Below are 18315 nucleotides of genomic sequence, written 5' to 3' on the forward strand. Positions count from 1 at the left end.
CCGCGCTGGACCGGTTCCCGCAGCCGTCACGAAATCGTCATCTGTGAATCACCGCAGGGTGGCGGACATGGCAGGCGTCGACGCCAGGATCTGAACCATTCGACGGACTTCCTCTCTTAGTCCCAGACAACCGGCATCCCCCGCCGTCTACACTTCCTACACGACAAAAAAGAGGATTTCCCCATGCTCTGGAAAAAAGGACGTCGCAGCGACAACGTCGTCGACGCGCGCGACGACACCGGTGGCGGTGGCGGCGGTGGAATGCGCATTGGCGGCAAGGGCCTGGGCATCGGCGGGATTGTGATCATCGTCGCCATCGGTCTGTTGACCGGGCAGGACCCCATGCAGATTCTCGGGCAGATCGCTGGTCAGGTGGGAACGCAGCAAACCTCGGCGGTCAATCCGCAAACGCGACAGGCGCCGCCCGCCAATGACGAGCAGGCGGACTTCGTGCGGGCGATTCTTGGGGACACCGAAGACACGTGGGGGCAGATTTTCCAACAGGGCGGGCGTCAGTATAAAAATCCGACCCTGATTCTGTTCCGTGGGCAGGTTCAGTCGGCCTGCGGCTATGCGACCTCGGCCAGCGGGCCGTTTTATTGCCCCGGCGATCAGCGGGTGTACCTGGACATGGAGTTCTTCCGGGAAATGACGCAGAGGTTCAAGGCCGCCGGGGATTTCGCTCAGGCTTACGTGATTGCACATGAAGTTGGCCACCATGTGCAGACCTTGCTGGGCGTTTCAGCTAAAGTTGACGCCGCCCGCCAGCGTGGCATGCGCATGGAGGGAGACAACGGTCTGTTGGTGCGTCAGGAGTTGCAAGCCGACTGCCTTGCCGGTGTTTGGGCCTATAACGCGCAAAAGCGTTTGAACTGGCTTGAACCGGGTGATATTGAAGAGGCGCTGAACGCCGCCAACGCCATTGGCGATGACCGTTTGCAGCAGCAGAGCCAAGGGCGTGTAGTACCGGACTCGTTCACACACGGGACGTCTGCCCAGCGAGTGCGCTGGTTCAAGACAGGTTTTGCCCAAGGACAAATCAACCAATGCGATACATTCGCCGCCAAGAGCCTCTGATCACATGATGAAACCGCTTTCGATCCTGTTGTTGGGCACCCTGATGAGCGTCACTGCTCATGCTGCGGATCAGGCGGTCAAAGCCATCAGCCCCGACCGGCTACTGATCAACGGAACGTCACAGGCCACACTGGGCCTGAGCCAAAGCTGGGTGCGTCCCAGCCCGCAGATTCAGCGGGTGGTCATTGTCTTTCACGGACGTCTGCGCAATGCGCAGACCTATCTACGCAGTGTCGAACGCGCGGCGAACCAGTCCAAGCAGCGCTCCCGAACCCTGCTGATCGCGCCACAGTTCCTCAACGAAAAGGACATCGCCGCTCACCATTTGCCGGAAACGATCCTGCGCTGGCACGGCAACGACTGGATGGCCGGTGACAAATCGATCGGGGCCAAGCCAGTCAGCTCGTTCGTGGTCATCGATCATATCCTCAAGCGGTTGAGCGACAGCAAGCTGTTCCCGAACCTGAAAGAAATCGTGATTGCCGGGCACTCGGGTGGGGCACAGGTGGTGCAACGCTACGCGATGATCGGCGGGAAGGAAGACGCGCTGCTGAAGAAGGAAGGCATCAAGCTGCGCTATGTGATCGCCAACCCGTCGTCCTATGCGTACTTCGACGCCACGCGGCCGCTGCCGGTGACGACCGCCACGTGCCCGACGTTCGACACCTGGAAATACGGTCTGAACAAGCTGCCGGCCTATGCGGACAAGCAAACCGCCGCAGAGCTGGAGGCCGGGTATGTGAAGCGTGATATCACGTACTTGCTGGGCGAACTGGACACCGATCCGAACCATCCTGCGCTGGACAAAGACTGCGCCGCCGAAGCCCAAGGGCCCTATCGGCTGGCGCGTGGCCACAACTACTTCGATTACCTGACCAAGCGCCATCCTGAAGGCCTGAATCAGCGTCTGGTGGAAGTCAAAGGCGTAGGCCACAGCGGCAACGGGATGTTCACCTCGCCTGAGGGCCAGGCGGCGTTGTTCAAGGGGAATTGATCAACGCGTGCTCATGATCCACCCCGATCGACTGCAGGAGCCGGCTCAATGGCTCCTGCAATTTCGAGCGTAAGGTTCAGCGCCCATGATCGTTCCCACGCTCCGCGTGGTAATGGCATCCTGTGACGGTCCCCGTTACCACGCGGAACGATCATCTCAGTATCAGGGCTCGCGTCCTTCCTGCACCATCTCACGCAACACCCTGCAATCCCGCGCATGCCAGTCCGTCAATTCCGGCCACGGATTCTCCGGCAGGTTGACCAGCACCGTGTGCGTGCCGGCTGCTTTCCCGCAGGCCAGGTCGAACTGGTAATCGCCGACCATCACCATCTGCGATGGCTCGACGCTCCAGGCCTGGGCCAGTTTCAGCAGGCCGCCCGGATCAGGTTTGGGCAGTGCTTCATCGCGCCCCAGCACGTCTTCCACATTGAAACAGTCGGCAATGCCAATCGCTTCGAGCGTGACGTGCGCCAGCTCTCGCGCATTGCGGGTAAGAATGCCCAGTCGATAACCGCGAGCGGCCAGCTCCCGTACCAACTCGACGGCCCCCGGCGCAGGTTTCGATGCCACGGCCAGTTCGCGCTCATGCTCCAGCAACCACGCATGCTTCTGCGCTGCAATGTCCGCCGGCAATGCCGCCAGGTGGCTGAGAATGTCGTCCTCCTGCGGGATGCCAAGGGCGCGTTTGATGGCGGGGAAATCATGCACCGCGATGGTCAGGGTGCCGTCCATGTCGAACACCCAGTGACGCAGTTGCCGGAGACTCACGACCAGTCCTTGCGATGGCGAATCAAGCCTTCCTGACTCACCGAAGCGACGAGCTTGCCAGCCCGATTGTAGACACTGCCCCGTGAGAAACCCCGTGAGTTGCCTGCCCACGGACTGTCCATGGCGTAGAGCAGCCAGTCATCGGCCCGCAGCTCGCCGTGGAACCACAACGAATGGTCGAGGCTGGCGATCTGCATGTCCTTCTGCCAGACCGTTTTGCCGTGAGGCAGCAACGAGGTTGTGAGGAGATTGAAGTCGGAAGCGTAAGCGAGCATGTACTTGTGCAACGCCGGAATGTCCGGGAGCGTGCCATCCGCCCGGAACCAGACGTACTTTACCGGCTCGGTCGGCCTGGGGTTGTACGGGTCGGACTCGGTGACCGGGCGAAACTCGATGGGTTTGGGGCACAGAAGTTTGTCTTTCATGTGTGCGGGAATCAGGTGCTCGCGCTGACGCATCAGTTCGACTTCGGACGGCAGGTTTTCCGGGCCCACGACCTGCGGCATCTGGCTCTGGTGTTCGAAGCCTTCCTCGTCGTACTGGAATGAGGCACTGCAGGTAAAAATGGGCTGGCCCTTCTGGATGGCCGTCACGCGGCGGGTGCTGAAACTGCCGCCGTCGCGCACGCGGTCTACCTGATAGACAACCGGCAGGTGCGCATCGCCGGGGCGCAGAAAGTAGCCGTGCAAGGAATGCACATGGCGCTCGTCTTCGACCGTCTTGCTCGCCGCCGACAGCGATTGGCCCAGCACCTGGCCACCAAAGAGCTGGGGGAAACCAAGGTCCTGGCTGCGCCCCCGGAAGAGGTTTTCTTCGATCGGCTCCAGGCTCAACAGCGATACCAGATCATCCAGCACATGGCTCATTCGGGATTCCTCACACACGGTCTTCACACACCATTCATTGCACGAACCGCCCATAGACGACGAAGAATGGCGGTCATGGGGCGGTGGGCGAAATGATACAGGTGTTTGTAGCTCGATTCCCACGAATCACAAGGTCGCCAACCACTGCTGGCGGTTGATGCGATAGAGCACGTGAGGCCGCAACGGGTGGCCTTCCGGCAGATTCGGGTGATCGAAATCATTGGCCGGATCGTTCTGCATGCCAATGGCTTGCATGACCTTCTGCGACGGCAAATTGCTGACCGCCGTGAACGACACGATTTCATCCAGCTCGACATGTTCGAATCCGCAGCCCAGGACCGTCCACGCGGCTTCACTGGCATACCCAAGGCCCCAATGTTCTCGTGCCAGGCGCCAGCCAATTTCCACCGCCGGGGTAAACGCGGCGTCAAAGCCCACCACGTTCAAACCGGTGAAACCGATGAACTCGCCCGTATCCTTGCGCTCAAGCGCCCACAGACCAAAGCCGTATTCGGCAAAATGCCCCCGCATGCGGCCGATCATCTTGGCGCTTTCGAGCCGCGTGAGCAGCGCAGGAAAATACCGCATCACCTGCGGATCGGCGCACATGTGAGCAAAGGTTGGCAAATCATCATCTCGCCACTGACGCATCAACAAGCGTGCGCTGTTGAGCTCAAGTATCGGCTCCATTGAACATCTCCCCTGCCCCGCACCTCAAAGTGTTCACCAGTATCGCCACAACGGGTTCAGCCAAATCGCTGTGCGTTCGCGGTCACAACTGGCAAGATTTCCCGACGAACCTTACGCGTATGCACACATGTCTCTGCCGCTTATCTATCACGAAGACTACAGCCCGGCGTTCCCGCCCGACCACCGTTTCCCGATGGATAAATTCCGTCTGCTACACGACCACTTGATTGACAGCGGACTGACCACAGATGCTCAGTTATTCCGTCCACAGGTTTGCCCCGACGACATTCTCGCGCTTGCCCATGACCCTTCGTATATCAGGCGCTACATGGACGGCGACCTGTCGCGCGAAGATCAGCGTCGTCTGGGGTTGCCCTGGAACGAGGACCTGGCCCGACGTACCGTGCGCGCCGTCGGCGGATCGTTGCTGACTGCCGAAAAAGCGCTGCAGCACGGCCTGGCCTGTCACCTGGCGGGTGGCACCCATCATGCGCATTACGATTATCCCGCGGGGTTCTGCATCTTCAATGATCTGGCGATCATCAGTCATTACCTGCTGCAGAGCGGCCGGGTCGACCGAGTATTGATCTTCGACTGCGACGTCCATCAGGGCGATGGTACGGCGCGCATTCTCGAACACACCGACGACGCGATCACCGTTTCGCTGCATTGCGAAAAGAACTTTCCGGCACGCAAGGCCCAGAGTGACTGGGACATTCCATTGCCGATGGGCATGGGCGACGAGGATTACCTGAAAGTAGTCGACGACACGCTCAATTACCTGCTGCCGCTGTATCGACCTGACCTGGTGCTGTATGACGCCGGTGTCGATGTGCATAAGGACGATGCGCTGGGTTACCTGCAGTTGACCGACGATGGCGTGGCGCGGCGGGATGAAGCCGTGATGCGCCACTGTCTGGGGCGAGACATCCCGGTGATGGGCGTCATTGGAGGCGGGTACAGCAAGGACCGTGAAGCCCTGGCACGCCGGCACGGCATTCTGCATCACAGCGCGCAACGGGTGTGGAGGTCGGAAGGGTTGTAGAAAGTGCGCGAGCAGGTTTACCCACAACCACTGTGGAACCGCCTGTGGATAACCTGAGCGCAACGCGATGCACGTCATACAGCGCAAGGCGTTCCGAGGGCTGTACATTTTTTGCTCAATAGTTTTCCACAGGCCGTTCGTTTGCGATGTGCCTCGGTTAGAATGCGCGCCCATCCTAATGATCCGCAGCTCGCTCATGACTTCAGACAACCCCTCCTCTGCCCAAACAGTCGCCATCATCGGCGGCGGCCCTGCCGGTTTGATGGCAGCCGAAGTGCTGAGTCAGACGGGCTTCAAGGTCGATCTGTACGACGCAATGCCATCGGTGGGTCGCAAATTTCTGCTGGCCGGGGTGGGCGGGATGAACATTACTCACTCCGAGGCCTACCCCGCGTTTCTGTCGCGTTATGCCGAGCGCGCACCGATGATCGCCCCGCTGCTGCGAAGCTTTGGTGCCCAAGCGTTGTGCGAATGGATTCATGGGCTGGGCATTCAGACATTCGTCGGCAGTTCGGGGCGCGTCTTTCCAACGGACATGAAAGCCGCGCCGCTGCTGCGCGCCTGGCTCAAGCGCCTGCGCGACGCAGGTGTCGTTATCCACACCCGTCACCGCTGGCTGGGATGGAATGCCGACAACAGCCTGCGCATTGCGCACCCGGACGGCGAGTTGACCCTCCGGCCAGACGCCACGTTGCTTGCATTAGGGGGCGCCAGTTGGGCACGCCTGGGCTCCGATGGCGCGTGGCTGCCATTACTTGAGGAACGGGGCGTGCCGGTCGTGCCTTTGCAAGCGGCCAACTGCGGTTTCGAGGTGTCGTCCTGGAGCGATCTGTTGCGCGACAAATTTGCCGGCGCGCCCCTGAAGAACATCGCCATCGGCCTGCAGGGGCAACCGCTGCGGCTGGGCGAATGCGTGCTGACCCGGACCGGTGTCGAAGGCAGTCTGGTTTACGCGCTGTCGGCGCAGATTCGCGAGGTGATCAATCAACAATCCTCGGCCACCGTGGAGATTGATCTGCTGCCGGCGAAAAGCCTGACCGACGTGCATAAAGCGCTGAACAAGCCACGCGGCTCTCGGTCAATGGCCAGGCACCTCCACAGTCAGCTCGGCATCGACGGCGTGAAGGCGGCATTGTTGCGTGAGTTGGCGCCCGCAGAGGCGTTCGCTGATCCGGCGCAGTTGGCCAGGGCGGTGAAGCGGCTGCCGCTAACACTGATCAAACCCCGACCGCTGGACGAAGCGATCAGCACAGCGGGGGGCGTTCCCTTCGAGGCCCTGGACGAGCGACTGATGCTCAGGCCCTTGCCCGGCGTGTTCTGCGCCGGGGAAATGCTCGATTGGGAAGCGCCCACCGGCGGCTATCTGCTCACGGCCTGCTTTGCCAGCGGCCGCGCGGCGGGTATGGGGATAGCACAGTGGTTGCGCAGTTGACCGGCTCGTCACGCCCGCGGCCGCAGTGAGCGCTCAAGATTTCACGCCACTCGATCGACGCGCGGCTTCAGGCTGGGCACGGAATCCGGCTTGTCCACCGGCGCTTTGACCTTGGAAGAACCGCCGACCACGCGCTTGCCCAGTTCGTAGCCTTTCATCTCGATGTATTTGTGCGCGAACCCTGCGATCACGACGCAAAGCACAGCAACCACCACCACAAAGACGTTGTTGGCGAGCATCGACCCGGTGTCCATGAAGCGCTGCCCGTTGATCATCGGCGCCAGCTCCAGGCCCGTGACTTTCTGCGCCACGATGAAGACCGTCGAGAGGCAGAACAGGAACGCTGCGTGAGTCATGTAAATCGAAAACGACAGTTTACCCAACAGGATGAACACCCCGGTCTTGAGCAGCGAAGACACCAGACCGCCCTCGAATGCGAACAACAGCACCAGCGCGCAAAACATCAGGCTGCCAATGGGCGAACGGTAGGCAAAGTCGTTCACCACGATCCAGTACGTGGCGTACATCATCGCGCACTCCAGAACGGTCATCAGCCACAGCCGGGGCACGAACTTGTCCCGGATGAGCAGGTACACCACATACGTCACGTTGCCGGCAAAGAAGCATGACAACCCCAGCATCGCCCGCTCGACCAGCGGCTCGTTCTCGGAAAAGATCAACGCGAAGGCCGTCAGGGATATGGCGGCGAACAACAGAAAGCGGTTTTTCATGGAGAACATGCAAAGCGCGCCGAACAGCATGTAGATGTAAAACTCGATACTGATGGTCCAGGACGGGTAATTGAACGACATGGTTTCCGTCAGCGTGGTCCAGGCCTGAACCAGAAACAGGTTGGGCAGGATTTCCTTCGGCGCGAACAGCCCGGTAAACGGCACGTTATTCAGATAGAAACCTTTGTTGTAAGCGATCCAGCGAACGGTCTCGAACAGGATGAACACGGCCAGCATCACCAGATGCAGCGGATAAAGGCGAAAAACCCGGGAGATGAAGAACGACTTAAACGAAAGGTTCGGCTTCATGCCGTAGGTATGAGCCAGAACAAAACCACTGAGGACAAAGAAGAAATTGAGCAGCACTTCGTCTCGTCGGAAGAACGGCAGCTGGATAAACGTGTCGACCACGTGCAAATGGAAGAACACGACCAGCAATGCGCAAACACCTCTGAAACTGTCGAGTGTGGTGAATCGCTGAACAGGTTTCATAACGCACCTTCCATACTGGTTTAAAAAGCCGCCACCCTTGGCGGGGCCAAGCCAGTACACGGTATTTCGTTCAGCGTCCCCCCGACAGTTGAAATATTTCATCCCTGATACACAGGAGAGAGAGAAAGTTGACGCCAGCGTTCGATGACAGTGACCGATCAGTCATGCTCTGACCTAATGTTCACTACCTCTTTCGAACGCACGACGAAATGCTGGCGCCATCAGGACCGTCAACCCTGCTCCACTGGTAGATGGCACCGGCCAGCTAGGTGCAAATCGCCTGAACTGACTCAAGCTCCGTTTTTTTCCAGCCCGGCCTTTGCCGGGCTGGATTGTTTTTGGACCTCGCACATCCCCATGCCAGGGCGCTCCACGGACTGCGGTAGGAAAAACTCCACCGTTGAACCGACTTTTCTTACAGATTTTCCGATCCCCGCCGATGCACTCGTACATTTGAATGTTTTGCTGGCCTTGAAGAACAACAACTCTCCAGCTGACGACTTCAAAAAATGGACATTCTGGAGATTTGTGATGAAAAGCTGGTTCGCCAACATCAGCGTCAATATGAAGCTGGCCCTCGGGTTCGGTGTTGTACTTGTTTTTACTGCCTTGCTTGCGCTGATCGGCTGGAACAGCCTGGGCAACATGACATACCGCAGTGAACGCGTGGCTGACATCACCAAGCTCGGCTTTAAACTCACCGACCTGCGCGTGACGCGTTTGCAATACATGCTCAGCAACGGCGACGACGCCGCGGCACAGACCGCGCAGGGTGCGCTGGACGCCTTCAAGGCTCAGCAGCAGTACCTGACGACTACCTTCAGCAATCCGCTGAACGTGCCGCTGATCAAAGCGTTGGGGGATCAGGTCGACGCTTACCAGAGCTCGTTGAACAAGATGCGCGATGGCTACAAGACCAGCGCCAAGGTCCGCGCGGACATGGGGGTCAACGCTGTGAAAGCGGCCGACTTGATCGCCGCGATCAACGATGACGTGATGAAACTGGACCCGACCGACGAGCGCCGTTTCGAGCAATACCAGACCATCGTCAAGGCCAAGGAGGACGTGATGCTGGTGCGCTACGAAGTGCGCGGCTACACCGGCAACGTGACCGCCAAGACCGAAGAAGCGGCGACTCACCAACTGTCTGCCGCCATCAGCGGCCTTGAGCAGCTCAACTCGACATTCGGCGGCACGCAAACCGATCGGTTAAAACAACTGGAAGCTTCGCTGATCGGGTACCGCGACTCGGTTCAAGGCTTCAAGGTCGCCAATGACAACATCAACTCCGCGCGCGCCGAGATGACCGAAGAGCAGAATCAGATCATCAAACTGAGCCAGCAGTTGGTCGACATTCAGAACACTCTGGGCGAGTCCGATATTCGGGAGGCGCGCACGTTGCAAATCGGCGGCACCCTGCTGGCGCTGATCTTCGGTGCTTTGGCGGCGCTGCTCATTACTCGCCAGATCACAGGCCCATTGCAGGAAACCCTGGCGGTTGTCGATCGCATCGCGTCCGGGGATCTGTCTCAAGACATGGTCGTCACCCGCAAGGATGAACTGGGGCTGCTGCAAACCGGCATCCAGCGCATGGGCGCCACCCTGCGTGAACTGATTGGCGGCATCCGTGACGGCGTCACGCAAATCGCCAGCGCCGCCGAAGAGCTGTCTGCCGTTACCGAGCAGACCAGCGCAGGCGTCAACAGTCAGAAGGTGGAAACCGATCAGGTCGCCACGGCCATGCACGAAATGTCAGCCACCGTTCACGAAGTCGCCCGCAACGCCGAGCAGGCGTCGGTCGCAGCCTCCGATGCCGACAAGCAGGCCCGTGATGGCGACAAGGTCGTTGGCGAAGCGATTGCACAGATTGAAAAACTGGCCAACGAAGTCATCCGCTCCACTGACGCCATGAGCATTCTGGAACAGGAAAGCGACAAGATCGGCAAGGTGATGGACGTGATCAAGGCCGTCGCCGAGCAGACCAACCTGTTGGCGCTGAACGCCGCCATCGAAGCGGCCCGTGCGGGCGAAGCCGGTCGTGGATTTGCGGTGGTGGCCGATGAGGTCCGCGGCCTGGCGCAGCGCACCCAGCAATCGACTGAAGAAATCGAAGGCCTGGTCGCCGCCCTCCAGAACGGCACGCGCCAGGTTTCGGACATCATGCTCAGCAGTCGCGGCCTGACCGACAGCAGCGTGGCACTGACCCGCAAGGCCGGTACGTCACTTGAAAGCATTACCAACACCGTCTCGAACATTCAGGCGATGAACCAGCAGATTGCGGCCGCAGCCGAGCAGCAAAGCTCGGTGGCCGAAGAAATCAGCCGCAGTATTCTCAACGTCCGCGACGTCTCTGAACAGACCGCCGCCGCCAGCGAAGAAACCGCTGCGTCCAGCGTCGAGCTGGCGCGTCTGGGCAACCAGTTGCAGATGCTGGTCAGCCATTTCAAGGTATAAACCGGAAAAAAGGCCGCGCCGGGTTTAACGCCCGGCGCGGCTTTTTTTTGACTGAACCCAGTGTGGCATCAGGCGTCTGTAAGCCCGTTCGCAAGAAAGGGTTTACTCAGCGCTCATTTGCCACATACTGCCCGCGCTGTTTTTATTTCGTCAGATTCACCTCTAACAACGCCAGGTTCATCTTCATGAAAAAAATCCTGCCTTATCTGTTGAGCGCCGCCATCGCATTCATTCCTGCGGCTTTTACCCATGCCGCAACGGCCACAGCCCCCGTTCAACTGATCGTTCTGAGTTCCGGCGGCATCATGGGCGCCTTCAAGGCTGTGACCCCGGATTACGAACAACGCATGGGCGTCCGACTGCAAGGTGAGGTGGCACCGTCCATGGGTGCAACCCCGCAAGCCATCCCCAATCGCCTTGCGCGTCAGGAGCCTGCCGACGTGGTGCTGATGGTGGGTGCCGCGCTGGACAAGCTGATCAAGGACGGGAAAGTCGACCCGAAGACCCGCGTCGATCTGGGCAAATCCTATATCGCCATGGCGGTCCGTCACGGCGCGCCGCACCCTGACATCAGCACCATGAACGCTTTCAAACAAACCTTGCTCGACGCCAAGAGCATCGCGTATTCCGACAGCGCGAGCGGCGTTTACCTGTCACGCGTTCTGTTCAACCAGATGCACATCGCCGACCGTATCCAGAGCAAGAGCCACATGATCCCGGCCGAGCCCGTGGGTGAAGTGGTTGCGCGCGGGGACGCCGAGATCGGCTTTCAGCAACTGAGCGAATTGAAACCGGTGGACGGCATCGACATCATCGGTCTGATTCCTGACCAGGCCCAGCAGATGACCCTGTATTCTGCGGGTGTCGTGACCAAGAGCAAACACCCCGACCAGGCAAAGCAGTTCCTGGAGTTCCTGAGTTCGTCGGCGGCAGCGCCTGCGATCAAGGCCAGCGGACTGGACCCGATTGCGAAGTAGGTCCTTCTGCGACACCCACACAAACGTGTAAAACGGCACTCCCACAGTCAGGCGGGTCAATTCAGGTCCAATGCGATCAACTCGCCTCGCACATCGAGCCCGTCGATGTGCAGCATCCCGACCGTGATCGGCAACTTGAAACGCCGTGGGCCTGCGCTGCCCGGATTGATGAACAGCACGCCCTGACGCGTCTGCTGTGCCGGTTTGTGGGAATGCCCGGTCACGACCACGCGCACCCCGGACGGCAAGGGGTCTGGCACGTCCGCCAGGATATGGGTGACGTAGATCGAAAGCTCCCCAACCTCAAGGATCGCTTCGTACGGCACCTCCGACGCCCAGGCATCGTCGGTGTCGTTGTTGCCTCGCACCACCGTCAGCGGTGCGAGGTTTCTCAAGGCATCCAGAATGTCCGGCTTGCCGATGTCGCCACCGTGGATCAGGTAATCACAGCCGCGCAGCGCCTCCAGCGCCTGGGGACGCAGCAGGCCGTGGGTGTCCGAAATGAGACCGACCTTGATCGTCATCGGTCAGCGCCCCGCCGATGAAAGGGCCGCTTGCCGGGACTGCACCCGCTTCATGCTGAACATCGCCAGCAAGGCGACCAGCGCCACCAGCGAAGCGAAGAACTCGCCCACATGAGGCAAACCGAACGCCTGCACGCTGAAACCGACGGCCACCACCGGTACTGAGATCGACACGTACAGCACTACAAAGAAGGCGGAAGTCACTGCCGCTTTATGATCGGGCGGGCTGCTCGCGGTCACCGCGCCCATGCCGGCGCGCAGAATCATGCCCTGCCCGATGCCCGCGAGCAGGCCTGCAAGGATGAGCAGCAGCAATTGCGCGGTGGCAATGCTCAGCCCCAGGGAAATCATGCCGAGCATCAAGCCCACGCATCCCAGGTTCATGTGTTGCGATTTGGGGAGCCACTGCAACAACGCCTGGCCAATGATCGAGGCCACGAAGAACAAACCGATGACGGCACCGATCAACAGTCCGCCACGCTCGTCCATGATGTGAATCATCACCGAGGGCACCATGCTGGTGAACAATCCGGCGACGCTGAAACCCGCCAGTCCGGCAATGGAAGCAGAAATGAAAACGCTGCGAACCGAGGCTGGCACCGAGGGTTTCTGGATGCCCAGTTTCAGTTGCGCCGGCCGCTTGACGGTTTCGCGAATCACCGCAATGCCCAGCGCAGCCAGCAGCAACAAGGCCAGGTGCACGTAGAAAATCAGGTGCAGGGGATCAGCCAGGTATTGTGAGGTAAACCCCGCCAGCAAGGGCCCGAGCCCCAACCCCAGCATATTCGCCGCAGTCGCCATCAGTGTGGCGTTCTTCCAGGACCTGGGCGCCAGTTCAATCACGGCTACGGTGGCCGTACCGGTCATAATGCCGGCCGAGAACCCCGAGAACAGGCGCCCGATCAGCAAGCCACCCATCGAATCGGCGCACAGGAAAATCACCGCACTGATTGCCCCCATCAACAACCCGGCGAGCAGCATTGGGCGACGCCCTAGCTGATCCGACCAACTTCCGACAGCCAGCAACGCGGCGATCACGCCCGCCGCATAAATGGAAAAAATGATCGTCAGCCAACTGGCATCGAAACCCAGCCGTTGCTGATAAATCGCGTACAACGGTGTCGGCAGCGTCGTGCCGACCATAGCGATCAGCAACGCGACGGCCGCGATAAAGAAGTCGCGCGACGAAGGTGAAGCGGGCAAGGTCATGAATCCTCCAGGCCAAAAAACGGACACACATTATTGGCCGATTGCGTACAAAACGTTGAAAAAGTTTCTCCGGCCAGTGGACCGCAGCGAAAACTCTGGGTTCGCACCTAGATTCAGGCATCCTCGCAAGGTCACGAAATACGGCGATGAAAACGTTAACATTACCCTTCATCGCAGCGCCGCTTTCCACCCTCACCGTGCTAGCCTTGCGCAATCCTGCAACGATGCGATCTCCCCCGCATGTTGTCCCGTTTCAAGGTCGTCTGAAGTCCAATGAGCAAAAAAACGCCCGTCACCATTTCCGACATTGCCCGCCGCGTGAACATGACGCCGGTCACCGTTTCCCGTGCATTGAACAAGCCCGATCTGGTCAAGCCCGCCACGCTGGCGCGGATTCTGGAAGTGGCTCAGGAGCTGGACTACGTACCCAACGCCTTCGCACGCAGCCTCAAGCGTAGCGAGAGCATGATCATTGGCGTGATCACCGCCTCGGTAGACAACCCCTTCTACAGCGAGATGATCAAGGCGATTTCCCGCGAGGCGAAGAAACACGGCTACACCATCATGCTGGTGGACACCGATGGCTCGGAAGAACTGGAGCGCAAGGCGGTCGACACCCTGCTCAGCTACCGCGTTGCAGGCATCGTTTTGTCTCCGGTGTCGGATGAACCGGCGTATCAGCCCGCGTACCTCAGTCGCCTCAGCAACGGCGAGATTCCTGTCGTGCAACTGGACCGCGCGCTCCACGACGCCCCGTTCAGCCATGTCGTGCTGGACAACTACCACAGCGGCCTAAAAGGCGCGCGTTACCTGTTGTCGCAAAGCCCGGCAATGAAGCGGCTACTGGTGTTGTCGGGACCGACAAACTCGCGGATTTCCGAGGAGCGCCTGAAGGGGGTAAAAGCTGCACTCGCTGAGAGCGGCAAGCCCGTTCAACTGGATGTATTTGCGGGCGACTACACTTTGGCGCCTTCTTACCAAAGCACGCTGGATTACCTGCGCGAACAGTCGGTGCCCGATGCAATCTTCGGTTTCAACCAGTTGATCACGCTCGGTGCGATGAAGGCGTTGCGTGACCGAGACATCGCTCACGAGAGCGTCCCGATCTGCGGCATCGACCGGCTTCCGTTCGCTGACATCTTCGGCATCCCCATCGCCTGCATCGCACACGACGCGTCACGCGCAGGCAGCAGCGCGGTGAGCCTGTTGCTGGAGCGAATTCAGGATCGGTATCTGCCAAAGGCAAAGGTGGTGATCGTGGGAGAACTGGAGAATGGGGTGTCGGGCTGATTGGCTGATATAGAACCTGTAGGAGCTGCCGGGGTGGCGCTCCACCTTGTCCCGCGATGGCGATATATCTGGAACAAACGCGTTGCCTGACACGACGCCTTCGCGGGCAAGCGCGCTCCTACAGATTGCACGTTACTTGCTGGTGTACCCGCCATCAATCGGCAATGACACGCCACTGATCATCGACGCCGCATCGCTCAGCAGAAACAGGATCGGCGCGGCCACTTCCGAGGTTTCGGCAAAGCGTCCGAGGGGGATGGCGGCCAGGGCGGGATCGCGCTTGCTCGGCTCGCTCCAGGCCATCTGTGCCATTGGTGTCAGGGTCACGGTGGGGTTGACGCTGTTCACGCGAATGCCGTACTTGCCCCATTCGCCACACTGCACACGGGTCATGGCGTCCATGGCGCCTTTGGACGCGCAGTAACTCAGGTGATCGTCCAGGGCCACCAGCGACGCCTGGCTCGACACATTGACGATGCTGCCCTTGATCCCTTCGCCGATCATGGCCTTGGCCACGCTGGCCGCCACCATGGCGGCCGCGCGTACGTTGACTGTCATGACCTGATCGAATGCCGAGGCAGTGACCTGCGTTGCAGCCTCCAGAATGGAGATGCCTGCGCAATTGACCAGACCGTGCATCACCGGCAATTCGGCGAGCATTGAGGCCAGTTGCACCTGATCAGCCATGTCTACACGCAAGACCTCACAGCCCTGAGCGGCCAGCTTTTCCAACGCAGCCGCATCACGCCCCATGGCGTACACGCGTGCGCCAGCACCGAGCAGTTGCTGAGCAACCTCCCAACCGATGCCGCTGCTGGCGCCGGTGACCAGCACACGCTGACCGCTGAAATCAAAACGGGCGGTGTTCACATTCACGCTCCTTGCAGACGATGCATGATCGGTTTCAGCGCCGGATACAGCGCCACGTAATCGGCGAACAGGCGCGAATACAGCGCGACGTTTTCCGCCTGAGGTTCCGCCCGGCGTTCCAGTTGCACCCAGCCTTTGTGGACCTGCGCCTCATCGACCAGCCCTACCGCATGTGCAGCCAGCAACGCGGCACCAAGCGCCGCCTCGACCTCCTGAACGATGGTGTAGACCGGGAAGTGGGTGACGTCGGCAATGATCTGCATCCACAGGTCCGAATGGCTCGCGCCGCCGACCACGATCAACCGTGGGTCCAGCGATTGCGCGCCTTGGGTGCCGGCCTCGATGTTGTGGCGCAGCGCATAGGTGACGCCCTCCAGCACCGCGCGGTACAGGTGAATACGGGTGTGATAGAGACTCAGGCCGACAAAACTGCCACTGGCTTTCGCGTCCCAGACCGGGCTGCGCTCGCCCATCAGATAAGGCTGAAACAACACGCCATCGCTGCCTGCCGGAATCCGTGTCGCAGCGCGTTCGAGGATGACGTGGCTGTCTTCGCCCGTCTCACGCCCCTGTTGCTCTTCCGCCTGACAAAACTGCTCGCGAAACCAGCTGACAGAAGCGCCAGCGGTGATCGCGCCGCCAAAAATGTAAAGGTCATTGGCGCCGTTGAAGACGTGGGGAAAGCTGACCAATCCATGCCGTGCATCGACCTGTTGATTGAGGTAACCCCAGCACATGCTGGTGCCGATCATCGCAACGTGGTTTCCCGCCTGGGTTACGCCCGCAGCGAACGTCGCCATCGCAGCGTCGACCCCGCCACCCAGCACAGGCGTGCCCGGCGCCAGACCGAGACGCTCGGCCCATGTGTTCAACAGGCCGCCGACCACGTCGCCTGAATGCACCAGACGCTCAGGCATCATCGATTGCGGGATGCCCAGGGCGTCGAGCATTTCTGTCGACCAGCCACGCGCCTCGACGTCGTAAATGCCTCCGATATTGCCGGCCGAGCTGTGATCGACCGCCACTTCGCCGGTCAGGCAGTAATTGACGTAACTGTTGGGCGGCAGCAGATACCGGGTGTCAGCCCAGACCCGTGGCTGCTTGTCCTTGAGCCAGAGCATCTTGGTAAAGCCGTAATAGCTGTCCACCGAGTTGCCGGTGATGGCATACAGGCGTTCCAGATCGACGTTCTGCCTGACCCACTCCACCTGTTCTTCGGCGCGCCGATCCATCCAGATCAGGCACGGATAAAGCGGTTTGATCTGAGCATCGACCGCAATGCCGGAGCCGCCATACAGACTGCTGACGCACAGCGATTTGACGCTGTCTCTGGGCACCGCGCTTTCCTTCATGCAGGCGGCGACGCAGCGTTCCACGGCGTCCAGCCACACCTGAGGCCACTGCTCGGCCCAGCGCGGTTTAGGGGTGTCGACCTTGTAGCTGTGACTGTGCTGCGCGACGATGCGGCCCTGAGCATCGACCAGCAAAGCCTTGGTGCTCTGGGTGCCGATGTCGACCCCGATGACGTATTCCATCTTCGTCCGCTCTCTTGTTATTAGTTTTTTATGACGGTCCGAAGGTGGACAGCTTCAGACCTGATCTTGCCACCTGTAGAAGCGTGGCGTGTCCCGCGATCGGCGACGGAGTCGTCGTAAATTCAATAAATGCGGTATGTCAGCAAGACCGCATTTTCAGGTATCGCGACGACTCCGTCGCCGGTCGCGGACAAGCCGCTCCTACAGAAGAGGCCGGTGCATCAACTCACCGGTTTGAGCAGCACCTTGATCGACTTCGTCGAGTTCGCCAGTTCGAACGCTTCGGCGTAGTCGTCCAGACCGAAGTCGTGGGTGACGATGCCTTCGGAGGTCACCAGGCCGCGTTCGAACAGGTCGATGGCGATCGGGTAGCAATACGGGCCCAGGTGTGCGCCGCGCACGTCAAGCTCCTTGCGGTCACCGATGATTGACCAGTCGGCACTGGTTTCAGCGCCGAACACGCTGAACTCGACGAAGCGACCCAGCTTGCGGATCAGATCCAGGCCTTGCGTCACGCCAACCGGAACGCCTGTGGTTTCGATGTACACGTCACAACCGTAGCCATCGGTCAGACCATTGATGATCTCTTTCGCGTTGTCGCGACTCGGGTTGATCACCACGTCGGCGCCGAACTTCTTCGCCAGCTCCAGACGCTCGTCGACCATGTCGATGACCACCAGCTTTTTTGGTGTCTTCAGCGCCGCGACCTGCACCATGCACAGGCCCAGCGTGCCGGCTCCGGCAATCACCAACACGTCATCGAGCTGAACATCGCCGCGGTTGACGGTGTGGATCGAGCACGCCATCGGCTCGATCAGCGCGGAGTCTTCCAGCGACACCGATTCAGGGATCTTGTGCACGATGGCGGTTTTCGGGATGCGCATATACTGCGCCATACCGCCTTCGGCAACGTCCTTCTGGAACCCGAAGATGTTGTGTACTTCGCACATCCAGTACTTGCCGGATTTGCAGAATTTGCATTTCTCGCACGGCACGATCTGCTCGGCGATGACCTTGTCGCCGACCTTCACGCCGAAGTGTTCTTCGGCGCCCTCGCCCACCGAATCCACATAACCGAAGAACTCGTGGCCCGGCACGACCGGCGCCTTGACCCACGGGCTTTCGCCGCCCCAGAACATCGCAGCGCCTGAATGGCATTTGCAGTCACTGGCGCAGATGCCGCACGCGCCGATGCGAATGACCAGCTCGTTGACGCGCGCAACCGGCTTGGTGATCCGCTCCAGGCGGTAGTCCTTCGGGGCATGGCAGACGACGGCTTGCATGGTGGTTTTTGTGTTGTGTTCCATGTCGGGTTTCCCTATGAGGCTGATGGGTGCTCTGTAGGAGCGCGCTTGCCCGCG

Annotated in this window: 16 protein-coding genes and 1 pseudogene; 8 read left to right on the forward strand and 9 right to left on the reverse strand. The window is 60.1% G+C overall.

Annotation, left to right across the window (positions count from 1 at the left end):
* The first annotated feature begins 183 nt into the window (after nucleotides 1-183).
* Complete coding sequence (locus BMY73_RS14335; protein WP_092407874.1) at nucleotides 184-1077, forward strand: KPN_02809 family neutral zinc metallopeptidase; 894 nt, start codon at nucleotides 184-186, stop codon at nucleotides 1075-1077.
* Between the two features lie 4 nt (nucleotides 1078-1081).
* Nucleotides 1082-2071: a hypothetical protein gene (locus BMY73_RS14340; protein WP_092407876.1), complete on the forward strand. Its 990-nt coding sequence runs from the start codon at nucleotides 1082-1084 to the stop codon at nucleotides 2069-2071.
* Nucleotides 2072-2233: 162 nt separating this feature from the next.
* Here BMY73_RS14340 and BMY73_RS14345 read toward each other — a convergent pair whose 3' ends face one another.
* From BMY73_RS14345 to BMY73_RS14355, 3 genes are all read right to left on the reverse strand, one after another.
* A complete protein-coding gene (locus tag BMY73_RS14345; protein WP_062389942.1) occupies nucleotides 2234-2839 on the reverse strand; it encodes an HAD family hydrolase in 606 nt (201 codons plus the stop codon).
* The gene (tesB, locus tag BMY73_RS14350) at nucleotides 2836-3705 is read right to left on the reverse strand and encodes an acyl-CoA thioesterase II (RefSeq protein WP_092407878.1); all 870 of its coding nucleotides are present in this window, start codon (nucleotides 3703-3705) and stop codon (nucleotides 2836-2838) included. Before tesB ends, BMY73_RS14345 begins: the two co-directional genes overlap by 4 nt.
* 126 nt (nucleotides 3706-3831) lie before the next feature.
* A complete protein-coding gene (locus BMY73_RS14355; RefSeq protein ID WP_062389936.1) occupies nucleotides 3832-4395 on the reverse strand; it encodes a GNAT family N-acetyltransferase in 564 nt (187 codons plus the stop codon).
* 127 nt (nucleotides 4396-4522) lie between these two features.
* Between BMY73_RS14355 and BMY73_RS14360 the strand changes: the two genes are divergently transcribed.
* The gene (locus BMY73_RS14360) at nucleotides 4523-5440 is read left to right on the forward strand and encodes a histone deacetylase family protein (protein WP_062389931.1); all 918 of its coding nucleotides are present in this window, start codon (nucleotides 4523-4525) and stop codon (nucleotides 5438-5440) included.
* A gap of 196 nt (nucleotides 5441-5636) precedes the next feature.
* Entirely contained in the window at nucleotides 5637-6872 is a 1236-nt protein-coding gene (locus BMY73_RS14365) for a TIGR03862 family flavoprotein (protein WP_062390124.1), read from the forward strand.
* Between the two features lie 41 nt (nucleotides 6873-6913).
* Here BMY73_RS14365 and BMY73_RS14370 read toward each other — a convergent pair whose 3' ends face one another.
* Nucleotides 6914-8095, reverse strand: a complete 1182-nt coding sequence (locus BMY73_RS14370; RefSeq protein WP_062389928.1) for an acyltransferase family protein — start codon at nucleotides 8093-8095, stop codon at nucleotides 6914-6916.
* A 645-nt stretch (nucleotides 8096-8740) separates the two neighbouring features.
* On the opposite strand from BMY73_RS14370, the pseudogene BMY73_RS28870 reads away from it, so the two are divergent.
* From BMY73_RS28870 to BMY73_RS14380, 3 genes and pseudogenes are all read left to right on the forward strand, one after another.
* Nucleotides 8741-9694 (forward strand): annotated as a pseudogene (locus BMY73_RS28870) (methyl-accepting chemotaxis protein); the annotation flags it as partial.
* Entirely contained in the window at nucleotides 9686-10549 is an 864-nt protein-coding gene (locus BMY73_RS28875; RefSeq protein WP_370588166.1) for a methyl-accepting chemotaxis protein, read from the forward strand. The pseudogene BMY73_RS28870 and the gene BMY73_RS28875, both read left to right, overlap by 9 nt.
* 185 nt (nucleotides 10550-10734) lie before the next feature.
* Nucleotides 10735-11526 (forward strand): substrate-binding domain-containing protein, encoded by a 792-nt coding sequence (locus BMY73_RS14380; RefSeq protein ID WP_092407882.1) that lies wholly within the window; start codon nucleotides 10735-10737, stop codon nucleotides 11524-11526.
* A 56-nt stretch (nucleotides 11527-11582) separates the two neighbouring features.
* On the opposite strand, the gene BMY73_RS14385 is transcribed toward BMY73_RS14380, so the two are convergent.
* A complete protein-coding gene (locus BMY73_RS14385; RefSeq protein ID WP_175500183.1) occupies nucleotides 11583-12050 on the reverse strand; it encodes a metallophosphoesterase family protein in 468 nt (155 codons plus the stop codon).
* Between the two features lie 3 nt (nucleotides 12051-12053).
* A complete protein-coding gene (locus BMY73_RS14390) occupies nucleotides 12054-13259 on the reverse strand; it encodes an MFS transporter (protein ID WP_092407884.1) in 1206 nt (401 codons plus the stop codon).
* 273 nt (nucleotides 13260-13532) lie between these two features.
* Between BMY73_RS14390 and BMY73_RS14395 the strand changes: the two genes are divergently transcribed.
* Entirely contained in the window at nucleotides 13533-14549 is a 1017-nt protein-coding gene (locus BMY73_RS14395; protein ID WP_092407886.1) for a LacI family DNA-binding transcriptional regulator, read from the forward strand.
* Nucleotides 14550-14681: 132 nt separating this feature from the next.
* On the opposite strand, the gene BMY73_RS14400 is transcribed toward BMY73_RS14395, so the two are convergent.
* From BMY73_RS14400 to BMY73_RS14410, 3 genes are all read right to left on the reverse strand, one after another.
* Complete coding sequence (locus BMY73_RS14400) at nucleotides 14682-15419, reverse strand: SDR family oxidoreductase (RefSeq protein ID WP_092407888.1); 738 nt, start codon at nucleotides 15417-15419, stop codon at nucleotides 14682-14684.
* Between the two features lie 2 nt (nucleotides 15420-15421).
* Complete coding sequence (locus BMY73_RS14405; RefSeq protein ID WP_092407890.1) at nucleotides 15422-16954, reverse strand: FGGY-family carbohydrate kinase; 1533 nt, start codon at nucleotides 16952-16954, stop codon at nucleotides 15422-15424.
* A gap of 221 nt (nucleotides 16955-17175) precedes the next feature.
* The gene (locus BMY73_RS14410) at nucleotides 17176-18261 is read right to left on the reverse strand and encodes an alcohol dehydrogenase catalytic domain-containing protein (RefSeq protein ID WP_062389905.1); all 1086 of its coding nucleotides are present in this window, start codon (nucleotides 18259-18261) and stop codon (nucleotides 17176-17178) included.
* Nucleotides 18262-18315 lie beyond the last annotated feature (54 nt).

The organism is Pseudomonas sp. NFACC02 (assembly GCF_900110765.1).
Taxonomy (GTDB): Bacteria; Pseudomonadota; Gammaproteobacteria; order Pseudomonadales; family Pseudomonadaceae; genus Aquipseudomonas.

What these genes read in the sequence shown, in the direction of transcription:
- BMY73_RS14335 (WP_092407874.1), top strand. Translation starts at nt 184, where the DNA reads ATGCTCTGGAAAAAAGGACGTCGCAGCGACAACGTCGTCGACGCGCGC.
- BMY73_RS14340 (WP_092407876.1), top strand. Translation starts at nt 1,082, where the DNA reads ATGATGAAACCGCTTTCGATCCTGTTGTTGGGCACCCTGATGAGCGTC.
- tesB (WP_092407878.1), bottom strand. Translation starts at nt 3,705, where the DNA reads ATGAGCCATGTGCTGGATGATCTGGTATCGCTGTTGAGCCTGGAGCCG.
- BMY73_RS14355 (WP_062389936.1), bottom strand. Translation starts at nt 4,395, where the DNA reads ATGGAGCCGATACTTGAGCTCAACAGCGCACGCTTGTTGATGCGTCAG.
- BMY73_RS14360 (WP_062389931.1), top strand. Translation starts at nt 4,523, where the DNA reads ATGTCTCTGCCGCTTATCTATCACGAAGACTACAGCCCGGCGTTCCCG.
- BMY73_RS14365 (WP_062390124.1), top strand. Translation starts at nt 5,637, where the DNA reads ATGACTTCAGACAACCCCTCCTCTGCCCAAACAGTCGCCATCATCGGC.
- BMY73_RS14370 (WP_062389928.1), bottom strand. Translation starts at nt 8,095, where the DNA reads ATGAAACCTGTTCAGCGATTCACCACACTCGACAGTTTCAGAGGTGTT.
- BMY73_RS28875 (WP_370588166.1), top strand. Translation starts at nt 9,686, where the DNA reads ATGGGCGCCACCCTGCGTGAACTGATTGGCGGCATCCGTGACGGCGTC.
- BMY73_RS14380 (WP_092407882.1), top strand. Translation starts at nt 10,735, where the DNA reads ATGAAAAAAATCCTGCCTTATCTGTTGAGCGCCGCCATCGCATTCATT.
- BMY73_RS14385 (WP_175500183.1), bottom strand. Translation starts at nt 12,050, where the DNA reads ATGACGATCAAGGTCGGTCTCATTTCGGACACCCACGGCCTGCTGCGT.
- BMY73_RS14390 (WP_092407884.1), bottom strand. Translation starts at nt 13,259, where the DNA reads ATGACCTTGCCCGCTTCACCTTCGTCGCGCGACTTCTTTATCGCGGCC.
- BMY73_RS14395 (WP_092407886.1), top strand. Translation starts at nt 13,533, where the DNA reads ATGAGCAAAAAAACGCCCGTCACCATTTCCGACATTGCCCGCCGCGTG.
- BMY73_RS14405 (WP_092407890.1), bottom strand. Translation starts at nt 16,954, where the DNA reads ATGGAATACGTCATCGGGGTCGACATCGGCACCCAGAGCACCAAGGCT.
- BMY73_RS14410 (WP_062389905.1), bottom strand. Translation starts at nt 18,261, where the DNA reads ATGGAACACAACACAAAAACCACCATGCAAGCCGTCGTCTGCCATGCC.